Source organism: Micromonospora sp. NBC_00421 (assembly GCF_036017915.1).
In the GTDB taxonomy this organism is placed as follows: Bacteria; Actinomycetota; Actinomycetes; order Mycobacteriales; family Micromonosporaceae; genus Micromonospora.
Genome location: NZ_CP107929.1, coordinates 4,655,580 through 4,673,402, shown reverse-complemented (window position 1 = coordinate 4,673,402; position 17,823 = coordinate 4,655,580). Strand labels below are relative to the sequence as shown.

Sequence of the window (17,823 nt, the reverse complement as noted above, 5' to 3'; positions counted from 1 at the left end):
GGGGTGGGGGGTTAGAGGAGGTTGGGGATGGTGGGGCTGATGGGGGCGGCCAGTACGGTCGGTCGGTTCGCGCGTAGTGCCTCGGTCAGGGCGTCGTCCAGGTCGGCCGGGGTGTCGACGACGCGGGTGGCGCAGCCGTAGCCCCGGGCGATGGCGGTGAGGTCGAGGCCCGGCAGGTCCAGTCCGGGCACGCCGGGTGTGGACTTCAGCTCGGCGAACGCCTTGAGGATGGCGTACTGCTGGTTCACCGGGACCAGCACGACCACCGGCAACCGCAGCCGGGCGGCGGTCCACAGTGCCTGCACCGAGTAGTGGAAGGAGCCGTCCCCGATCACCGCGACGACCGGCCGGCCCCGCCCGGTGTCCCGTTCGGCGAGGGCGATGCCGACGGCGGCCGGCAGCCCGTAGCCGAGCCCGCCGCTGGCCATGGTGAAGTACGACGCCGGGCGGGTCACCGGGAGCCGGCGACGCAGCGCCGCCAGGTTGGACGGTGACTCCTGCACCAGCACCCCGTCGGTGGGCCAGCAGGCGGCCAACGCGGCGAAGAGCGCGTCCGCGCCGGGCGGGTCACCGGGCTCCGGGGGCGGCGGTGTCGGGCGGGGCGCGGGCGGGGGCCGGTCGGCCGCCGGCAGCAGGTCCAGCAGCGCGGCCAGGGTCAGCCCGGCGTCACCGAGCAGGCTGTCGCCCACCGGGGCGCGGGCCGCCTCGTCCGGGTCGTCGGTGACGTGCAGCAGCCGGGCCCCGGGCGGCAGGTGGTCGCCGGGCACGTGCGGGTAGTAGCGGAACACCGGCGCACCGACCACCAGCACCACGTCGTGCCCGGTGAGCTTCTCGGCCAGGGGGGCGATCGCGTACGGCAGCACCCCCCGGTAATGCGGGTGGTGCTCCGGGAAGGCGGCCCGCTCCGGTGCCGGCGCGGACCAGACCGGCGCGGCGAGCCGCTCCGCCACCGCCACCGCGACCGGCCAGGCGGCGGCCCGGTCCACGGCCGCGCCGAGCACCAGCACCGGGTTGCGGCCGGCCGCCAGCACCGCGGCGAACTCCCGCAGCCGACGCGGGTCGGGGGCGAACCGGGTGGCCACCGTCCGCACCTGTGGCGGCGGGTCCGCCGGCTGCTGCCAGTCGTCGAGCGGCAGGGAGAGATAGACCGGTCCGGTCGGCGGTTGCGCCGCCGTGGCGTACGCCCGCATGAAGGCCGCCGGCACGTCCTGCGCCCGCGCCGGCTCGTGGCTCCACTTCACGTACGGCTGGGGCAGCTCGGTCGGTCGCCGGCTGGCCAGCCGGGGCTCCAGCAGCAGCATCTCCCGGCTCTGCTGCCCGGCGGAGACGATCAGCGGGGTCCGGTTGTGCCAGGCGGTGACGATGTTGCCCATGCCGTTGCCGGTGCCCGGGGCGGTGTGCAGGTTGACGTGCGCCGGTCGGCCGGTGGCCTGGGCGTACCCGTCGGCCATCGCCACCGCCGACGCCTCGTGCAGGGCGTGCACGTAGTGGAAGTCGGCCGGGAAGTCCTGCAGGAACGGCTCCTCGGTCGAACCGGGGTTGCCGAAGATCGTCGTCAGGCCGAGGGCGCGGAGCAGGTCGTAGGTGGTCTCCCGGACGGTCGCCATCGCCCCCGCCTCCGTGTCCCCGGCCCGCGCCGCTGCCCGCCGGGCCCCGGCGATCCGCCCCCGACCTGCCGAATCTATCGGGCGGCAGGCTGCGGTTCAGGCGCTTTGCCGGCTATCGCCTCCCGGACCGCGCCCGCCGGGCGCGGCTCAGGGGAGCGGGAACGGGGTCCTGATGCCGTCCAGCGCGTGCCCGCAGGAGCAGTCGCGGTCGGCGGGCAGGGCGCCCACCGCGTCCAGCAGTACGCCCCGCAGCCGGTCGGTGTTCTCGCCGAAGACCCGGAAGACCTCGTCCTGGGTGACCGAGTCGCCGGCCTCCACACCGGCGTCCAGGTCGGTGACCAGGGCGATGGAGGTGTAGCAGAGGGCCAGTTCGCGGGCGAGCACCGCCTCCGGGTGGCCTGTCATGTTGACCACCGCGCCGCCCATCGAGGCGTACCAGCGGGATTCCGCGCGGGTGGAGAAGCGGGGGCCCTCGACAACCACCACCGTGCCGCCGTCCACCGCCGGCACGTCCCGCCCGGTCGCCGCGTCGAGCAGGGTACGCCGCCCCACCGGGCAGTACGGGTCACCGAACGCCACGTGCACCGCGCCCTGGTCGTAGTAGGTCTGCACCCGGCCACTGGTCCGGTCGACCAGCTGGTCGGGCACCACGAAGGTGCCGGGGCCCAGCTCGGGGCGGAGCCCGCCGACGGCACACGGGGCGAGCACCTGGCGTACCCCCAGCGTGCGCAGCGCCCACAGGTTCGCCCGGTACGGGATCAGGTGCGGGGGGTGGCGGTGGTCACGCCCGTGCCGGGGCAGGAAGGCCACCCGCCGGCCGCCCACCGGTGCGACGGTGATCACGTCCGAAGGGTCGCCGTACGGTGTCTCCACCCGGTGTTCCGTCGCGTCGTCGAGGAGCGCGTACAACCCCGAACCGCCGATCACCGCGATGTCCGCCGTCGGACCCATCGACCCTCCCTCGACCGCCCTCGATCACCTGTCGGTCAGACCTTAGCCACCGCACCGGGTGCAGGCTATGGTGCCAGACATGGCGGTGACAGCACGGATGGTCGGTGGTGCCCGGTTGTCGGACCCGGTGCGCGGCTGACGATGTCCGAGATGCAGGGGGAGGGACCGGCGATCAGCGGTCGTGCCGTGGAGTCGATGACCGGGCGACTGCTGGTCGCGACACCGGCCCTCAAAGACCCGAACTTCGATCGTACGGTGGTGCTGCTTGTCGCCCACGAGGCCAACGGGGCGCTCGGGGTGGTGCTCAACCGGGCCACCGAGGTCGCCGTCGCGGACGTCCTCGGTGAGTGGAGCGACCTCGCCCGGCACCCGGCGGTGCTCTTCGAAGGCGGCCCGGTGCAGCCGGAGTCGGCGATCTGCCTGGCCCGGATGCGCCACCCGATGCGGCGGCTGAAGGGCTTCCAGCCGATCTCCGGCGCGGTCGGCACCGTCGACCTGTCGGTCGACCCGGAGCGGATGCGGGACAGCATCGGCGGCATCCGGGTCTTCGCCGGCTACTCCGGCTGGGGCGCCGGGCAGTTGGAGCAGGAGATCGAGGACGGCTCCTGGTTCGTGCTCGACGCGCTGCCCGGCGACGCCTTCGTCGACCGCCCGGACGACCTCTGGCCGATGGTGCTGCGCCGGCAGGGCGGCATGATGGCGGCGGTCGCGCACTTCCCCCCGGACGTGGCACTGAACTGATCCACCGGGCGCTTCCGGGGGCACCCCCGCGAGATGACCATGCCGGGCGTCGTGTGTATAGTTCTCTCCGTGCCCGGGCGACCGGGCCGACCGCAAGGGGCCGTGGCGCAGCTGGTAGCGCACCACACTGGCAGTGTGGGGGTCAGGGGTTCGAGTCCCCTCGGCTCCACCCTTAGGTAGCGAATCAAGGGCTTGCTCATCGAATTTGATGAGCAAGCCCTTGATTGTTTGACCCTATTCGGCCCCGGACGCGGTCCACGACCCGTCCGAAGCTACTACGTGACGGCGGTCACTTTGCCCGACCTGGGTGGGTGGATCATGAAGTGGACGTGACGGTACGGCCGCCACCTGCTACAAAGCAATGGCCTTCGGTTCTTGGTGGCCCGAGGTCGCAGTTTGCCCTCTTCGGTCCGGCTGCCAGGTTTCTTGAGGCAGGTCAGGTGCGAGTATGGCGACGCGCTCGTGCGGTGGAAGCTACCTTCCTGACGCCAGATGATGAAAGTTGATAGAGGACCCGGCGGGGTGAGCGTGGACGGGGAAGGGCACCGTGGCGAATGGACAGCGCGGCCGGACACGCCAGGGGCGGGCGTGTGCGTTTTGTGGCCTCACCGGATCGCTCAGCAAAGAGCACATCTGGCCACGGTGGATGCACGGGTACCTGGAGACTCCGAACCCCACCCGTTACGTACACCATGCCGGCTTTCGGCGAACCGCTGTCGATGCTTTCACCGAGGATCCGACTGTAGTGACTGAACGCCAAGGTTCTGTCCTGACGTTGGTTGCGCGAGAGGTTTGTCGGGGCTGCAACAACGGGTGGATGAGTCGGCTTGAGCAGCGGGTGCAACCCACCGTGTCAGACCTGATCGACTCGGCGGGTAGCCGGCAGGCAATTGTGATTCAGCCAGATCGGGCAGCCGATCTTGCTACCTGGGCAATCAAGACGGCGTGGATGCGGGAAGTTTCCACACCGACGCCGGCGACGACAACCTTAGCAATGCGTCGCCGGCTCCAACAGACTGAGCTTCCACCCGAGCACAGTTCGGTTTGGCTGGGGAGGCACGTTGGAGAGCGCGAGTTCTCGCTTCCTCAAGCCACGGTGAGAATTATCCGAAGAGACCGGTCATGGGATGACTCCGAGGTGCGGCACGCTATGTGGACGTGCCTCGTCTTCCGGGGTGTGGCGCTGTTGACCTATACCGTCACAGGTTGGGGAGTGCCAGTTCCTCGGCGTCGCCCAGACTGTTGGGTACCCATCTGGCCCGCGGTGGGGGCCATCCGATTCCCGCCTGCCCGCAGCGTCAGTGACTCGGATGTTGAGCTTGCGGTAACGCGACATACGCCGCAGCTAGTGCTGCCGGCTGTACCGCGCTTCGTTCGTGACCCCCTGGGTGTGCAGCGCCTCCGCAGAAATTGACTTACGTCTCAACCAGGGCAGTCTAATGAAGGCCACGTTTCAGCACGGGGTGGCCGGTGGCGTGGCGGGGACCAGGATGGTGCTGCCGGACCAGTTGATGTCCTCGTCGGTGATGGCCTTGTCGGGTTCGTCGTCTTCGTCGAGCGTGGAGTAGCACGCGTAGTAGCGGCCGAAGCCGTAACCGCCGGCCGTCAGCGTGGCCAGCGCCCAGGGGCGGAGCTGGTCACGCTGCTTGTCGGGGGCCAGCCGGTCGACCGGCACCCGGACGACACCGAGCAGGTCGTACCACTGGTCGGGGGTGCCGGCGTCGACGACCCGGCAGAGCGAGAACGCGTGCCGCACCTGCGGCTCCTGGCTGGTCCAGCTGCCCGGCTCGAACATGCTGCCTCCTCCTGTCGATGAACCTCCTGCCAAAGAGCATTACCGATGAAGATGATGATATCAAGACCCTGGTCTTCGGAGTGTCAGCCGACTATGGTCATGGTTGCCATGCAGACCATGGACGGATGGAGTTGAGATGACACCGAACCCCGCAAAGACGCGCCGCAAGTCGCCACCGCCGCTCGTGTCGCCCACCGTGCAGGCGTGGGAGCTGGGCATGCGGCTGCGGGAGCGCCGGGAAGAGGTGGGGATGACAGCCGTCGCGGCGGGCCGCGCGAGCGGCATCACGCAGGCGTACATCTCGGGGGTGGAGGCGGGGCGGGTCAAGCTGCCCGCCGACCGACTGGCCCAGCTGGTCACGGTCTACGAACTCGATCCTGCCGACGCGGCCGAGCTGGAGGGGCTGCGGGTCGCTGCCGCGCAGCGGGCCTGGTGGCACCAGTATTCGCAGCTCTTCCCGGCCGAGTTCCTGCGCTTCCTCGGCTACGAGGCAGGTGCCGACCACATCCGCACCTACGATAACGAGCTGCTCCATGGGCTGTTGCAGACCGAGGAATACGCCCGCGCCGTCATCCGGGGCGGCAACACCTACGTGCGACTGACCGAGATGGACCGGCGCGTTGCCGCGCGGATGGCGCGGCAACGGCGATTGGACGGTGACTACCCTATCCGCGTGACCACCGTGATCGCCGAGGGCGTGCTGCGGCAGCAGGTGGGCGGGCCGGAGGTGATGCGCGCCCAGCTCGACCACCTCGGCCGGTTGCTGACCGAGCGCCCGGAGCAGATCGAGATCCGGGTGATGCCGTTCACCGCCGGAGCGCATCCCGCGCTCGGTGGCCCGTTCCAGATCCTGTCGTTCCCGTCGCCCCGACTGCCCGACCTGGTGTGGCAGGAGGTGCTGACCTCCAGCGACATCATCGACCAGTCCAGCCGGGTCGCGGACTACGTCGTCACCTTCGCCGAGGCGCGGGAACGGGCGTTAAGCTCGACGGAGTCGCTGGAGCTGATCCGGCGGATCGCCAAGGAGATGACGTGATGACCATTCTCCCCACCCCCGATCGTGGCTGGTTCAAGTCCTCTCGCAGCTCAAACAACGCGGCCTGCGTCGAGGTGCGGTTCGTCGGTGGAGCGGTGGACGTCCGCGACACGAAGGACCGCAGCGGCCCGGTGCTCGCCTTCGACGGCCGCTCCTGGGCCAGCTTCCTGACCAGCCTCAAGGCCGACCCGACGAGCTAGTCACGCCGACGCCCGATCCGCACAGGGCAGGGCACGTCGGCGACCCCGGACACACCGAGGGGAAGGGCCCCCTTGCGGAGAGACCCTTCCCCTCAGCGTCGGGCCGTCACGACCTGATCAGGGTCATCTGCACCGTCTCGTCCGGGCTCTGCCCGGCCGCGTTGGCGAACCCGACAGTGAACGCCACGTCGAGTCGACCGGTCTTGACAAGGGTCTGGCGGTACGCGGGTGCCACCATCACGGTCATCGTCACGGTGTTCGCCTTCGCCACCTGCCGGGTGACCGCATTCACCTTCTCACCGGTGAGGGTGAGGGTGCCGGCCGTGTTGACAGTCGCGGTGAGCGTCGCCGTCCCCGACGCGGCGTTGGCCTCCACCTTGTCGATCCGTACCGTCGGCGGCGGCGTCGCCGGATCCACGGTGCCGACGATCGGCTTGGACAGCGTCGACTGCCCGGACGAGTCGACCACCATCGCCTGGAACCTGACCTGCCGGCCGGCGTCCTTCGCCGTCGGCGTCCAGTCGAACAGGTAGGGGGCGGTGGTGCTGGTGCCGACCAGGGTGCCGTTGACGAACAGGCTCGTCGAGGCGATGGCGAAGTCGTCGGTGCCCCGGATCAGCGGGTGCACCGTCGTCCCGACCTGGAACACCGCGCCGCGTCCCGGGTCGGCCAGTTCGGCCGAGGGCGCGGCGTCGGCGACCCGACCCACTCCGGTGGGCACCGCCGGTGGCGGCGTCGGGCGGCGCTTGGTGACGGTGACGGTGGCCGCACCGGTGCTGTCCACGCCGGAGACCGCCTCGACGCCGGTCTCCGGGACCGCCGGGCCGCCCGGCACCGGTTGCCCGCTGCCGAGGTAGCTGCCGGTCAGCGCGAACGGTGCACCCTCGCGGACGGCGGTGTTGTCGGCGTTGGCGTTGTAGACGGCGAACCCGTTGCCGGTGAGCACGTTGCGGGTGCCGGCGAGCGCCCCGGCCGTCCCGGTGCCGGCGTCGGTCAGCAGGATGCCGTACGACCGCGACGGCGCGGGCGCATAGTAGTTCCCGGTGATCCGGCTGGTGTTCACGAAGCCGTCCGTCCCGCTGGTGTACGCGATGCCGGTCTGCGGGAACCGGCTGTTCGGCTCGCCGGTGACGACGGTGTCGGTCACGTACCCGTGCTGCCTGATGCCGCTGCGGACGGTGGTGTCGGGGGTGCCGTCGCGGCCCCGCGCGCCGTCGAAGAGGATGCCCCCGGACTGGTAGCCGCTGACCACGCTGCCGGTGACCGTCACCTCGCTCTCCACCGTGCCGGTGCCCGCTCCCCGGATGACGCCGGTCTTCACGATGCCCCAGCCGTGCGGGTGCGCGGCCAGTTCCTCGTCGGTGCTCGCCACCCGCAGCGGGCCGACGACGCTGTCCGCGACCCGGCCGGCCGCGCCGAAGAACGCGATGCCCGCCTCGGCCCAGACCTCACCGGAGGTGACCGTCACCCCCGACAGGTCGAGGAACATCTCGTTGGTGTCGGTCGAGCCGAGCGACTGGCGGGAAACGGTGATCACGTTGCCGCCGCCGTCGCGCAGGTACGGCTGGTCGCCCGCCAGGTTCCCCAACGACGGGTCCGGCTTGATGGTCACCTTGTCCGCGCCGGCCCCCTTGATCTTCAGCGGCTTGGTGATGGTCAGGCCGTTACGGGCGCCGGTCTGCACCAGGTTGGACGCGTGGTTCACCGGCGTCGACGACTCCTGGTAGACCCCCGCGCAGACCACGATGGTGTCCCACGGCGACGCGAAGTCGACTGCCCGCTGGATCGAGGTGAAGTCCGCCGTCGGGCACTGCTTCCGGTCGTCGTCGACAGTCCAGGTGGTGTTGCCCTGCGGGTTGGCCACCGGGTCGACGAGCGCGACGTTGCCCGGGGTGTTGTCGTAGCCGGCGAGGTAGGTCGCCGGGTCGGGGCCGCCGAGGGCGGCCGGGCCGTGACCTGCGCCGTCGGCCTTGTCGCCGTCGGACAGGATCTGCGCCCCCGCCTCGGTCTCCTGGAAACGTACGTCGGCCAGCTCGATCGAGCCGGACTTCGGCAGGTCGCCCACGCCGAAGCGGAGTTCCAGCTTCGCCAGGGCGCCCACGTCCACGCCCTGCGCCGCGAACTCGGCGAGCGGGACCCGGATCTGGTCGAGGACGACGTGGGTGTTCGGGGTGTTGGTGCCCGTCGACATGTGCAGGGCGTTGCCCCAGCGGGGATCCCCGGCGTCGACGGTCCCCTCGTGGCCGGCGGTGTCGCGCAGCGCGATCACGAACCGTTGGGTGGTCGACGACGGGTCGTACGACGTGGGCTTCTCGTTGGGCCAGACCGGGTTGGTCGGGGTGCCGTTGACAGTGGTGTCCCGGGTGTTGTCGCCCCGGTTGTCGGCACCCGGGTTGCGGGTGTCGAAGAAGTTCACGGCGGCGCTGAGGGCGAGCGCCTTCAGGTGCCGTACGTCGCCGGACGCGGCCGGGATCGCGGCGGTCAGCGACGCGGTCGAGCCCGGCTCCCAGGCGAGGGTGAGCTGTCGGCCGTAGGAGTGGTTGACCGGGCTGTTCTCCCGGGTGCCGTTCTGCCCGCCGAGCGCACCGGCTGCCGGCAGCGGGCAGGGCTTGGCGGCGGTCGGCAGCCCGGTCCTGCCGAGCTGCGCCGGGGCGAAGTCCTGCGGCTCCGGGTTGCACCAGTCGTAACCACCTGTGGTGGTCGCCGGCTTCGGCGTCACCCCGGCGGCCTGCGCGTACGGGTCGGCGAAGCCGCTGCCGGTCAGGGTGCCGCCGAGGGCGTTGCGGGTGAGCGGGTTGTTCACCTCGGGACGGATCACGTCCACCCGCTCCTGCGGGGCGGCGAAGTAGCTGGTGTTGACCCGCTCGTTGCATCCGATGGCGGTGCCGGACGGGCTGGTCGGGCAGGCCGACGCCGGGACCTGGAGCCCGCTCGGGGTGTTCGCCAGCTCACCTGTCAGGTAGGGCTGGAACGCGCCCTCGCCGCCGACGTAGCGCCGGAAGAAGGCGGCCATCGTCGCCAGCCCGAGCTTCTCCTGGTCGCCCATCCGCGCCGCGTCGCCGGAGAACTTGGTGTTCACGGCCGGGTTCAACGGGTCGGAGTTGTCGATGGAGTAGTTCAGGTCGGGGTCGGTGTAGCTGGCCGCACCGCTGAGCCGCAGGTTGTTGGGGTGGATGTTGTTGGTCGCGAACGGCGCCGAGTTGCCGCAGGCGGCGTCGTTGTTGGCCTGGCCGTCCGCGCCGCCGTCGGCGTACCAGACGGTGTTGTACCAGTTGTGGATCGAGCCCAGGTGCTCCACCTGGATCCGGGGGAAGGGGTCGCCCGGGTTGACGTACTGGCTGCGTTCGAAGAGCCGCGCGCCCTGGAGGTTGGAGACGTCGCCGTCGCACATCGGCAGGATCGACATGTACGGCATCCCGTACGGGGCCTTGCGCTCGTAGTCCACAGGCGCTAGCGAGATGACCCCGCGCAGCGGATAACGCGGACCGTCGGTGCGGATCCGGTTGTAGTCGATGAAGCTCGACACCGCGTCACCACCGCGCGAGTGGCCCATCAGGCCGATGCGGGTCAGGTCGAGGCGACCGGCGAGGGTGGTGCCGACTGTGGTGTGCGGGTCGACAGGCAGCCCGCCGGGGCGGTTCGCCGCGCTTATCGCGTCCAGGGTGGCGGCGATGAGCAGCCGCCGGCTGTGCATGCCCTTGCCCTTGCTGCTGTCCTGCCGCATCATCAGCTGGTCCTGGGACACCGAGAACGTGGTGTAGCCCCAGGTGGCGAGGTTTTCCGCCAGGTAGGCGTAGCCGTTCTCGTTGTGCTTGAACTGGGCGCAGGTGAGCTGGGCGGTGTCCTGACCGGAGTCGCACGAGCCGTGGTTGCCGTGCACCAGCACGATCACCGGCGACGGGGTGGTGCGCTTGGTCCAGTCCGGCGTGTAGAGCTGACCCCGGATCTCGACCTGCTCCGCCGCCTGCGCCGTGCCGGCCGTCGGGTCGGCGCCTGCGGAGTTCGGCTCCTGGATGCTGGCGAGGCCGAACTTGGCCTCCTGGACGGCCCGGTGACCGAAGGGGCCGCGGGCCGTCGGGTCGGGCAGGTCCGGCGAGGCGGCCGGGGGTGGTGCGACTGCGGTGGGTGACGCCGCGGTGGCCGGCGTCGCCAGTGCCACCGGGGCCGTCACCGCGACGATCACCGAGAGGAGTACGCGCATACTCCTCGATGTTCGTACCTTCAAAGGATTCTCCTCGGAACGAGTTGAGCGTTCAACGGTCGCGAACGCTAACCAGTTCTCGTTTCTCCGAGGTTTCCGTTGACAGCCGTTTTCTGGCTGATCAAATACCGTCCTACCAGGGGAAATGCGCCCGCGACGGTAACCCGGCGGGTAACCGGACGGGTGCCGGAATTGCGGATGGCTGCCGCCTACCGGGCAACCCGCTTATCCCGGGCAAGTCCTCTCAGCGCAGATGGAACCGTTCGTCACCGGCGAGGGTCGCCAGCTGTCGCGGCGAGAACGGCAGGGCGGTCAGTTCCGGTTGGCCGTCGCCGAGCCTCGCCGACTGCGCGACGAAGACCACCACCCCGTCCGGGTGCCGGTAGGCGGCCCACTGGTCGAACCGGTCGTCCCCGCCGGGCCGGACCACCACGCCGACCTGCGTCGTGCCGACGGTCACCACCTCGCACTCGCCCGCCATGCCCCAGAACTGCCGGGTCAGCGGGCACGGCCCGGTCGACAACCGGTTGCCGGCACTGTGCACCTCGACGAGCAACCGGCCCATCCGTTGCCCCTGCTGCACGGTGACCGAGGACGTGTAACTCCACACCTCGACCCCGTCCAACTCGCCGTCGAACTGTGCCTGATGGTCGCGCACCAGGGGCTGGCCGGCGGGCGGGTTCGCCGGGTCCGCCGGCACGGTGTACCTGGTCGGTACCACGGCGACGAGTTCGTCGAGCAGTCGGACCCCCTGGTCGTACCGGGTGCCCGCCCGCGCGGTCCGGTCCTCCTGGGGACGACCGTCGGGCCCGGTCGGCCACGCCTGCTTGGTGTCGTGCACCGACGGGGGTGGGACGGGACCGGGATCGGACGCCGCCGGGGTGAACCCGCCGGAACCGGGGGCGCCGATCGCCCCCACCCCGGTCACCGCGAGCAGCGCCACCGCCAGTCCGACGCCGGCCCAGGCGGTACGGCGTCGTACCCGGGTCCGTCGGGCCGCACGCAGCGCGGCGTCCACGCTCAACGACGGCGGCCGGGTGGTGCCGGCCATCTCGGTACGTAGTGCCTCGCGCAACTCTTCGCCGTTCATCGTTGTCCCTTCCGGACTCCGCTGAGGGTGGGGGACAGGAGGCCGCGCAGCGTTTCCAGCCCGCGCGCCGACTGGCTCTTCACCGTCCCGGTGGAGCAGCCGAGCACCGCCGCGGCCTCCTCGACGGACTGGTCCTCCCAGTAACGGAGCACCAGGACGGCCCGCTGCCGTGGCGGTACGGCGGCCAGCGCCTGGAGCAGCACCAGCCGGTTCTCCGGTGACTCGGGCGGTGCCGGCCGCTCGCTCTGCTCGGCACCCACCCGTTCCCGCCGCCACCAGCCGCGCCGCCGCTCGTCGAGGAAGGTCCGGACCAGGATCTGCCGCACGTAGGCGTCCAGTACCTCGTGCCGGGAGACCCGGTTCCAGACCAGATAGAGCTTCGTGAACGCGGTCTGCACCAGGTCCTCCGCCCGGTGCCAGTCGCCGCAGAGCAGGTACGCGGTGCCGCGCATCGCCTCCGACCTCGCCGCGAAGTACGCCGCGAACGCCGCGTCGCGATCACCCATTCAGGCCTCCGATCCCCATGTCGAGATAGTCACGCGGGGTCCGGCGCCGCGGGTTGCCCGTCCCGGCGAAATCGTCACCGGGCGGTTCGGTGGTGGAACAGCGCTGCCCGACCCGGTAAACGATCCGGGCCGGGCAGCGGATTCGGTGCAGTGCGGTGCGGTGCGGTGCGGTGTGGGACGGTCAGCGGGGCGTGCGGCGGGTCTTCGGCAGGTCGAACTGGTCGGCGGCCTTGCAGTCCTTCTGCCCACCGATCGCGCGCGGGCCCAGCCGGTCCAGTTCGGCGCGGGCCCGGGTGCGGCCCAGGTTCCAGGCGTACCACGGATCCGGTTCGGCGAGGTCGTCGTCGATCCAGCTCAGCGTGCAGCGGCGGACCCGGTCCGGCAGGTTGGCCAGGGCGGGGGTGGCGTCGGCGGAGAGCGCCCGCAGGTACCAGGCGTCGATCTTGCCGGACTGCTCGTACCGGGCGATGTTGCGGCGGGCCGCGTAGTCCTCCGGGTTGAGCACGGCCAGGCCGAGCAGCATCACCACGGCCAGGCCGACGGTGACGCCGGGAACCCAGCGGCCCTGCCACCGCACCCCCGCCGCCAGGATCATCAGGAAGACCGCGCCGAGCAGCAGCTCGAAGGCCATCACGAAGATCCGCTCGCCGGTGAAGCTGTAGACCTTCTGGTAGGTGTACATCCGGGACAGCGCGGACACCACGATCACCACGCTGAGCGCGCTGAGCAGCCCGAGCAGCACCCGCAGCAGGATCCGTTCGACCCGGGTCTCCCGTCGCGCCCACCGGGTCACCCCGCCCAGCACCGCCACGGTCAGCAGGGTCACCACGGTGAGCTGCCAGAACCCGCTGCGGGCGTACTCGGCGTAGCTCAGGCCGGCGGTGCGCAGGACGTGCCGCTGACCGCCGAAGAGCACTGTGAACTGCACCGCGACGAAGCCGACGAAGAGCAGTGTCAGGGCCGCGATGGCCGGGGCCCACTCCAGCGTCCCCCACCGACGGCGACCCTCCCGGTCGACAGCGGACAGGTCCGGCGGGGCGGTCAGGGTGTAGGTGGCGGCGACCGCGATCAACCCGCCCAGCGTGGCCAGGAAGATCCAGCGGATCACCGTACCGACGTTGATCTCGGGCACGATCGCGCCGAGCACCTGGTTGAAGGCGGCATCGGCGGAGGAGAGCAGCAGCCCGAAGACGAGCAGCACCACGGCGGTGGCGACGACCGAGCCGACGACCCGGGGCACCAACTGGCCGGAGCCGGTGGTGGTCACGTGCCGACGTACCCAGGGCAGCCCGCGCAGCGCCGCGAACGGGGCCGCGACCAGGCTGAACAGGATCGAACGGAGCTGTCTTCCGCCCACGATGGCCAGCGCCGCGCAGCCCAGTGCCCCGAACACGCAGAAGGTCACCAGCCACCAGGCGTTACGGAAGGCCAGCACGGCCAGCAGCGCCAGCGCGGCCACCGCCCAGCCGCCCCGGATCAGCCGGTCGGTGCGGGTCAGCGCCTCGGTGCTCTTCCGGACGGCGGCGACCACCCCGACGGTGAGGATCAACCAGCCGAGGAACCAGCCGATGCCGGTGCGGCTCAGCGGGACGAAGAACGCCACGCCCAGCGCGCCGACGAGCACCGCCGCCGGCACCGCCCACCCGGTCGCGGGCCGGGGTCCGGGCCACCGGGTGCTGAGGAACGACGGCGGTGGCGGCTGCGGGGCCCAGGACGCCGGCGGCCCACCCCAGTACGGGGCCGGCCGTGCACCGGCACCCGGCGGCACCGGGGGCGCGCCCGGACCCGGCGGCACCGGGGGCGCGCCCGGACCCGGCGGCACCGGGGGCGCGCCCGGACCGGGCGGCACCGGGGGCGCGCCCGGACCGGGCGTCGCCGGCCGGTCCGGGCCGGGCTGTGGGGCGGGCGCTGCCGGGTTCTTCGGGGCCGGCTCGCCGGCGGTGGTGGCTGCCCCGGTGCGCGGAGCGGGGACCGTCGTGGCCCGCTGGGCTGCGGGAACCTGCCCTGCCTGCCCGGATACCTCGCCAGCCGGGTCATCGTCGGTCGAGCCGGCCGGGGCCCCGTCGCTTCGAGCGGCCGGCACGGCAGGAGCTGCCGTTGCCCGGGCGGCGGCCGACGGGAGTGCTTCTGTCCGCCCGGTGGCGGGGGCGGTCTCCGGATGCGCGTCGACGTCGCCCGCCGGGGCGTCGGTGGTCGCCGGCACCAGGGGCAGGAAGATGGCATAGCCGAGGGTGCCGTCCGGGACCTGGACCGGGATGGCCCACCCGGGCTCACCCTCCCGGCCGGGCCACCTGATGGCCGGCGGCGCCCCCGCCAGGGTGGGCATGGTCAACAGGTACGGCGTCCCGGCGGCGGGCGGGGGCCCGGACGGCGGTGGGCTGCCCCCGGGGGAGTCTGACGTCGGTTCCGGCTCGGACACGCACGCTCCTTGATACGGGAAGTGCGGTCACTGTAGAGCCAACCAGACCCCACCCGCCGCCCCTCGCCGCCGGCACGCCGCGCCCGACCGTCGAACCTTTGCCCGTCCGCATCCGTACCAGTGGCGGGAGGTCGACCAGATGACCGTACGCCGAACGCTCGCCGCCCTCGCGGTCGTGGCGGTGACTGTGCTGCTCGACGCGGCTCCCGCCGCCGCGCACGGCGCACCGACCAGCCCGCTGAGCCGTTCGGCGGCCTGCGGCCCGGACGGGCCGCACGTCTCGACACCGGCCTGCCTGGCGGCGGTGTCGGCGGGCGCGGCACTGCGCGAGTGGGACAACATCCGGGTGTACGGCGTCGCCGGCCGGGACCGGCAGCGCATCCCGGACGGCGAGCTGTGCAGCGGTGGGCTCTCCGCCTACCGGGGGCTGGACCTGGCCCGCGCGGACTGGCCGGCGACCGAGCTGACCGCCGGGGCGAAGTACACCTTCCGCTACCGGGGCACCATCCCGCACAAGGGCACCTTCCGGCTGTACACCACCCGCCCCGGGTACGACCCGCAGACTCCGCTGCGCTGGGCCGACCTCGACAGGATTCCGTTCCTGTCGGTGACCGACCCGCCGCTGCGGGACGGGTCGTACCAGATGCCGGGGCGGTTGCCCGCAGGTTTGACCGGCCGGCACCTGATCTACACGGTGTGGCAGAACTCCGACACCCCGGACACCTACTACTCCTGCTCCGACGTGCTGTTCCGGCCGGCCGGCGGCGTGCTGGCGGCCAGCCCGACCGACACCGCCCCGAGCGGCACCACGTCGACAGGTGCCACGTCGACAGGTGCCGGCACGGCCCCGGCGGCCTCCCCCGAAGCCACCTCGGTCGTCGGCGGGTCCGTCGGCCCGGGCGGGGAGGCCGGCGTACCGGTGGCGTCGGTGACCCGGCTCGGCGGCGGCAACCTGCGGCTGGTGGTGGGCGCGGCGGTGGTGGTGACCGTGCTGCTGGTGGCGCTGGTGGCGACCCGGCTGCGCCGCCCGGCACCCGTCCCGCCCGGCCGCCCCTGCGGGGTGCGCAACCACCGCGCCGGCCGCCGCCGCATCTGGTGAGCGGGACGGCCGGCGGGGGAGTCAGCCGAGGAGGCGGTCGATCTCGCTCAGCTCGTCGGGGGTGAGGTCGAGGCGGCGTAGGGCGGCGACGTTGCCCTCCAACTGGGCCACGCTGCTGGCCCCGATGATCAGGCTGGTCATCCGGGGGTCACGCAGCGCCCAGGCCAGGGCGAGCTGGGCGAGGGTCTGCCCACGCCCTTCGGCGACCTTGCCGAGGCCCCGGACGGTGGCCAGCTTCTCGTCGGTCACGGCGCTCTCGTCGAGGAAGACGCTGGTGCGTACCCGGGAATCCTCCGGGATGCCGCCGAGGTAGCGGTCGGTGAGCAGCCCCTGGGCCAGCGGGCTGTAGGCGATGCAGCCCGCCCCGACCTCGGCCAGCGTGTCGAGCAGGCCGTCGGCCTCCGTCCAGCGGTTGAGCATGGAGTAGGACGGCTGGTTGATCAGCAGCGGCGTACCCAGGTCACGCAGGATCGCGGCGGCCCGCGCGGTCTGCTCCGAGTCGTAGTTGGAGACGCCGACGTAGAGCGCCCGACCGGACCGGACGATGGCGTCGAGCGCGCCCATCGTCTCCTCCAGCGGGGTGTCCGGGTCGAACCGGTGGGAGTAGAAGACGTCGACGTAGTCCAGACCCATCCGCCGCAGCGACTGGTCCAGCGACGAGATCAGGTTCTTGCGGGAGCCCCACTCGCCGTACGGGCCGGGCCACATCAGGTAGCCCGCCTTGCTGGACACCACCAGCTCGTCCCGGTAGGGCTTCAGGTCGGTGGCGAGCAGTCGGCCGAACGCCTCCTCGGCCGCGCCGGGCGGGGGACCGTAGTTGTTGGCGAGGTCGAAGTGGGTGACGCCGAGGTCGAACGCCCGGCGGACGATGTCCCGCTGCCTGTCGAACGGGCGGTCCGGCCCGAAGTTGTGCCACAGCCCGAGGGAGATGGCCGGCAGTCGCAGGCCACTGCGCCCGCTGCGGCGGTAGGTCATCTGGTCGTAGCGGTCGTCCGCGGCGAGGTAGGTCACGGCCCCGACCCTAGCCCGACCCCCCGACAGGGCGTTCACCCTGGTCGGGGCCGTCCCGTCGCCGGCAGCACACGGCGACTCGGGCTCGTCGGGCCGCCGCCCAGGGTAGCTTCGAGCGTATGCGCTTCGTCCCGGTCGACACTCCCAAGCCCATTTCCAAGATCGGCCTCGGCACCTGGCAGTTCGGTTCCCGGGAGTGGGGCTACGGGCCCGACTACGAGCGGCGGGCGACCCAGATCGTCAGGCGGGCACTCGACCTCGGGGTGACCCTGTTCGACACCGCCGAGCTGTACGGCTTCGGTCGCAGCGAGCGCATCCTCGGCGAGGCGCTCGACGCCGACCGGGCCAAGGTCGTGGTGGCCAGCAAGATCTTTCCGCTGCTGCCGGTGGCCCCGGTGGTGCAGCAGCGCGCGGTCGCCTCGGCGGCCCGGCTCGGCGTCCGCTGCATCGACCTCTACCAGGTGCACCAGGCCAACCCGGTGGTCGCCGACACGCACACCATGCGGGGCATGCGCGCCCTCCAGGACGTCGGCCTGGTCGGCGAGGTCGGGGTCAGCAACTATCCGCTGCGTCGCTGGCAGTTCGCCGAGGCCGCGCTGGGTCGGCGGGTGCTGAGCAACCAGGTCCGCTACAGCATGGTCGACCGTGGTCCGGAGGAGGACCTGATCCCGTACGCGGAGCAGGCCGGGCGGGTCGTCATCGCGTACAGCCCGCTGGCCCAGGGCTTCCTCTCCGGCCGGTACGACGCGGCCCACCCGCCCACCGGGGCGGTGCGCCGGGCCAACCCGTACTTCCTGCCGGAGAACCTGGAACGCGGCGCGGCGCTGATCGGCACCCTGCGGGAGGTGGCCGACGCGCACGACGCCACCCCCAGCCAGATCGCCCTGGCCTACCTGCTGCACCACCCGAACGTGGTGGCCATCCCCGGGGCCTCCAGCGTGGAGCAGGTGGAGCGCAACGCCGCCGCCGCGGAGATCGACCTGCCCGCCGACGAGTACGCCGCCCTGGCCACCGCCGCCCGGCAGTTCCGGCCGGTCACCGGCCTGGCCGCGCTGCCGAAGCTGATCCGCGCCCGCGCCGGCAGGTGAGCGGCACGACGCCGACCACCGGCCCGCCTCCCGCACCGGAACCACCTCCCGCGGCGGGGGGCGATCCCGGTGACGGGGG

Annotated in this window: 13 protein-coding genes and 1 tRNA gene; 6 read left to right on the top strand and 8 right to left on the bottom strand. The window is 71.9% G+C overall.

Annotated features, from left to right (window positions below):
• Positions 1 to 11 precede the first annotated feature (11 nt).
• Positions 12 to 1,607 (bottom strand): benzoylformate decarboxylase, encoded by a 1,596-nt coding sequence (mdlC, locus tag OHQ87_RS19500; protein WP_328339826.1) that lies wholly within the window; start codon positions 1,605 to 1,607, stop codon positions 12 to 14.
• 147 nt (positions 1,608 to 1,754) lie between these two features.
• Positions 1,755 to 2,558, bottom strand: a complete 804-nt coding sequence (locus OHQ87_RS19495; RefSeq protein ID WP_328339825.1) for an S-methyl-5'-thioadenosine phosphorylase — start codon at positions 2,556 to 2,558, stop codon at positions 1,755 to 1,757.
• A gap of 150 nt (positions 2,559 to 2,708) precedes the next feature.
• On the opposite strand from OHQ87_RS19495, the gene OHQ87_RS19490 reads away from it, so the two are divergent.
• Both OHQ87_RS19490 and OHQ87_RS19485 read left to right on the top strand, forming a co-directional pair.
• On the top strand, positions 2,709 to 3,299 hold the full coding sequence (locus OHQ87_RS19490) for a YqgE/AlgH family protein (protein WP_328339823.1): 591 nt from the start codon (positions 2,709 to 2,711) through the stop codon (positions 3,297 to 3,299).
• A 96-nt stretch (positions 3,300 to 3,395) separates the two neighbouring features.
• Positions 3,396 to 3,468, top strand: a tRNA-Ala gene (locus OHQ87_RS19485).
• A gap of 1,284 nt (positions 3,469 to 4,752) precedes the next feature.
• Here OHQ87_RS19485 and OHQ87_RS19480 read toward each other — a convergent pair.
• Complete coding sequence (locus tag OHQ87_RS19480; protein WP_328339821.1) at positions 4,753 to 5,094, bottom strand: hypothetical protein; 342 nt, start codon at positions 5,092 to 5,094, stop codon at positions 4,753 to 4,755.
• A 136-nt stretch (positions 5,095 to 5,230) separates the two neighbouring features.
• On the opposite strand from OHQ87_RS19480, the gene OHQ87_RS19475 reads away from it, so the two are divergent.
• Complete coding sequence (locus OHQ87_RS19475; RefSeq protein WP_328339819.1) at positions 5,231 to 6,130, top strand: helix-turn-helix domain-containing protein; 900 nt, start codon at positions 5,231 to 5,233, stop codon at positions 6,128 to 6,130.
• Entirely contained in the window at positions 6,130 to 6,330 is a 201-nt protein-coding gene (locus tag OHQ87_RS19470; RefSeq protein ID WP_328339817.1) for a DUF397 domain-containing protein, read from the top strand. Before OHQ87_RS19475 ends, OHQ87_RS19470 begins: the two co-directional genes overlap by 1 nt.
• Before the next feature lie 106 nt (positions 6,331 to 6,436).
• Here OHQ87_RS19470 and OHQ87_RS19465 read toward each other — a convergent pair whose 3' ends face one another.
• The 4 genes from OHQ87_RS19465 to OHQ87_RS19450 all read right to left on the bottom strand — a co-directional run bounded on the left by OHQ87_RS19465 (position 6,437) and on the right by OHQ87_RS19450 (position 14,546).
• Positions 6,437 to 10,531 carry an Ig-like domain-containing protein gene (locus tag OHQ87_RS19465; protein WP_328339815.1) on the bottom strand — a complete coding sequence of 1,365 codons (4,095 nt, stop codon included), beginning with the start codon at positions 10,529 to 10,531 and terminating at the stop codon, positions 6,437 to 6,439.
• 244 nt (positions 10,532 to 10,775) lie between these two features.
• Positions 10,776 to 11,621, bottom strand: coding sequence for a hypothetical protein (locus OHQ87_RS19460; protein ID WP_328339813.1), 846 nt, complete (start codon positions 11,619 to 11,621; stop codon positions 10,776 to 10,778).
• The gene (locus tag OHQ87_RS19455; RefSeq protein WP_328339811.1) at positions 11,618 to 12,127 is read right to left on the bottom strand and encodes a SigE family RNA polymerase sigma factor; all 510 of its coding nucleotides are present in this window, start codon (positions 12,125 to 12,127) and stop codon (positions 11,618 to 11,620) included. Before OHQ87_RS19455 ends, OHQ87_RS19460 begins: the two co-directional genes overlap by 4 nt.
• 181 nt (positions 12,128 to 12,308) lie before the next feature.
• Positions 12,309 to 14,546 carry a DUF4153 domain-containing protein gene (locus tag OHQ87_RS19450; RefSeq protein ID WP_328339809.1) on the bottom strand — a complete coding sequence of 746 codons (2,238 nt, stop codon included), beginning with the start codon at positions 14,544 to 14,546 and terminating at the stop codon, positions 12,309 to 12,311.
• Between the two features lie 139 nt (positions 14,547 to 14,685).
• Here OHQ87_RS19450 and OHQ87_RS19445 point away from each other — a divergent pair, with 139 nt between their 5' ends.
• Positions 14,686 to 15,645, top strand: a complete 960-nt coding sequence (locus tag OHQ87_RS19445) for a lytic polysaccharide monooxygenase auxiliary activity family 9 protein (RefSeq protein ID WP_328339807.1) — start codon at positions 14,686 to 14,688, stop codon at positions 15,643 to 15,645.
• Positions 15,646 to 15,666: 21 nt separating this feature from the next.
• Here the strand turns inward: OHQ87_RS19445 and mgrA are convergent, their stop codons facing one another.
• On the bottom strand, positions 15,667 to 16,656 hold the full coding sequence (mgrA, locus tag OHQ87_RS19440; protein WP_328339806.1) for an L-glyceraldehyde 3-phosphate reductase: 990 nt from the start codon (positions 16,654 to 16,656) through the stop codon (positions 15,667 to 15,669).
• Between the two features lie 119 nt (positions 16,657 to 16,775).
• Here mgrA and OHQ87_RS19435 point away from each other — a divergent pair, with 119 nt between their 5' ends.
• Entirely contained in the window at positions 16,776 to 17,744 is a 969-nt protein-coding gene (locus OHQ87_RS19435) for an aldo/keto reductase (protein WP_328339804.1), read from the top strand.
• Positions 17,745 to 17,823: the final 79 nt, after the last annotated feature.

Excerpts from the sequence above, each read along its gene's own strand:
- OHQ87_RS19470 (WP_328339817.1), top strand. The coding sequence starts at position 6,130 with ATGACCATTCTCCCCACCCCCGATCGTGGCTGGTTCAAGTCCTCTCGC.
- OHQ87_RS19480 (WP_328339821.1), bottom strand. The coding sequence starts at position 5,094 with ATGTTCGAGCCGGGCAGCTGGACCAGCCAGGAGCCGCAGGTGCGGCAC.
- OHQ87_RS19475 (WP_328339819.1), top strand. The coding sequence starts at position 5,231 with ATGACACCGAACCCCGCAAAGACGCGCCGCAAGTCGCCACCGCCGCTC.
- OHQ87_RS19490 (WP_328339823.1), top strand. The coding sequence starts at position 2,709 with ATGCAGGGGGAGGGACCGGCGATCAGCGGTCGTGCCGTGGAGTCGATG.
- OHQ87_RS19465 (WP_328339815.1), bottom strand. The coding sequence starts at position 10,531 with ATGCGCGTACTCCTCTCGGTGATCGTCGCGGTGACGGCCCCGGTGGCA.
- OHQ87_RS19495 (WP_328339825.1), bottom strand. The coding sequence starts at position 2,558 with ATGGGTCCGACGGCGGACATCGCGGTGATCGGCGGTTCGGGGTTGTAC.
- mdlC (WP_328339826.1), bottom strand. The coding sequence starts at position 1,607 with ATGGCGACCGTCCGGGAGACCACCTACGACCTGCTCCGCGCCCTCGGC.
- OHQ87_RS19455 (WP_328339811.1), bottom strand. The coding sequence starts at position 12,127 with ATGGGTGATCGCGACGCGGCGTTCGCGGCGTACTTCGCGGCGAGGTCG.
- OHQ87_RS19435 (WP_328339804.1), top strand. The coding sequence starts at position 16,776 with ATGCGCTTCGTCCCGGTCGACACTCCCAAGCCCATTTCCAAGATCGGC.
- OHQ87_RS19460 (WP_328339813.1), bottom strand. The coding sequence starts at position 11,621 with ATGAACGGCGAAGAGTTGCGCGAGGCACTACGTACCGAGATGGCCGGC.
- OHQ87_RS19445 (WP_328339807.1), top strand. The coding sequence starts at position 14,686 with ATGACCGTACGCCGAACGCTCGCCGCCCTCGCGGTCGTGGCGGTGACT.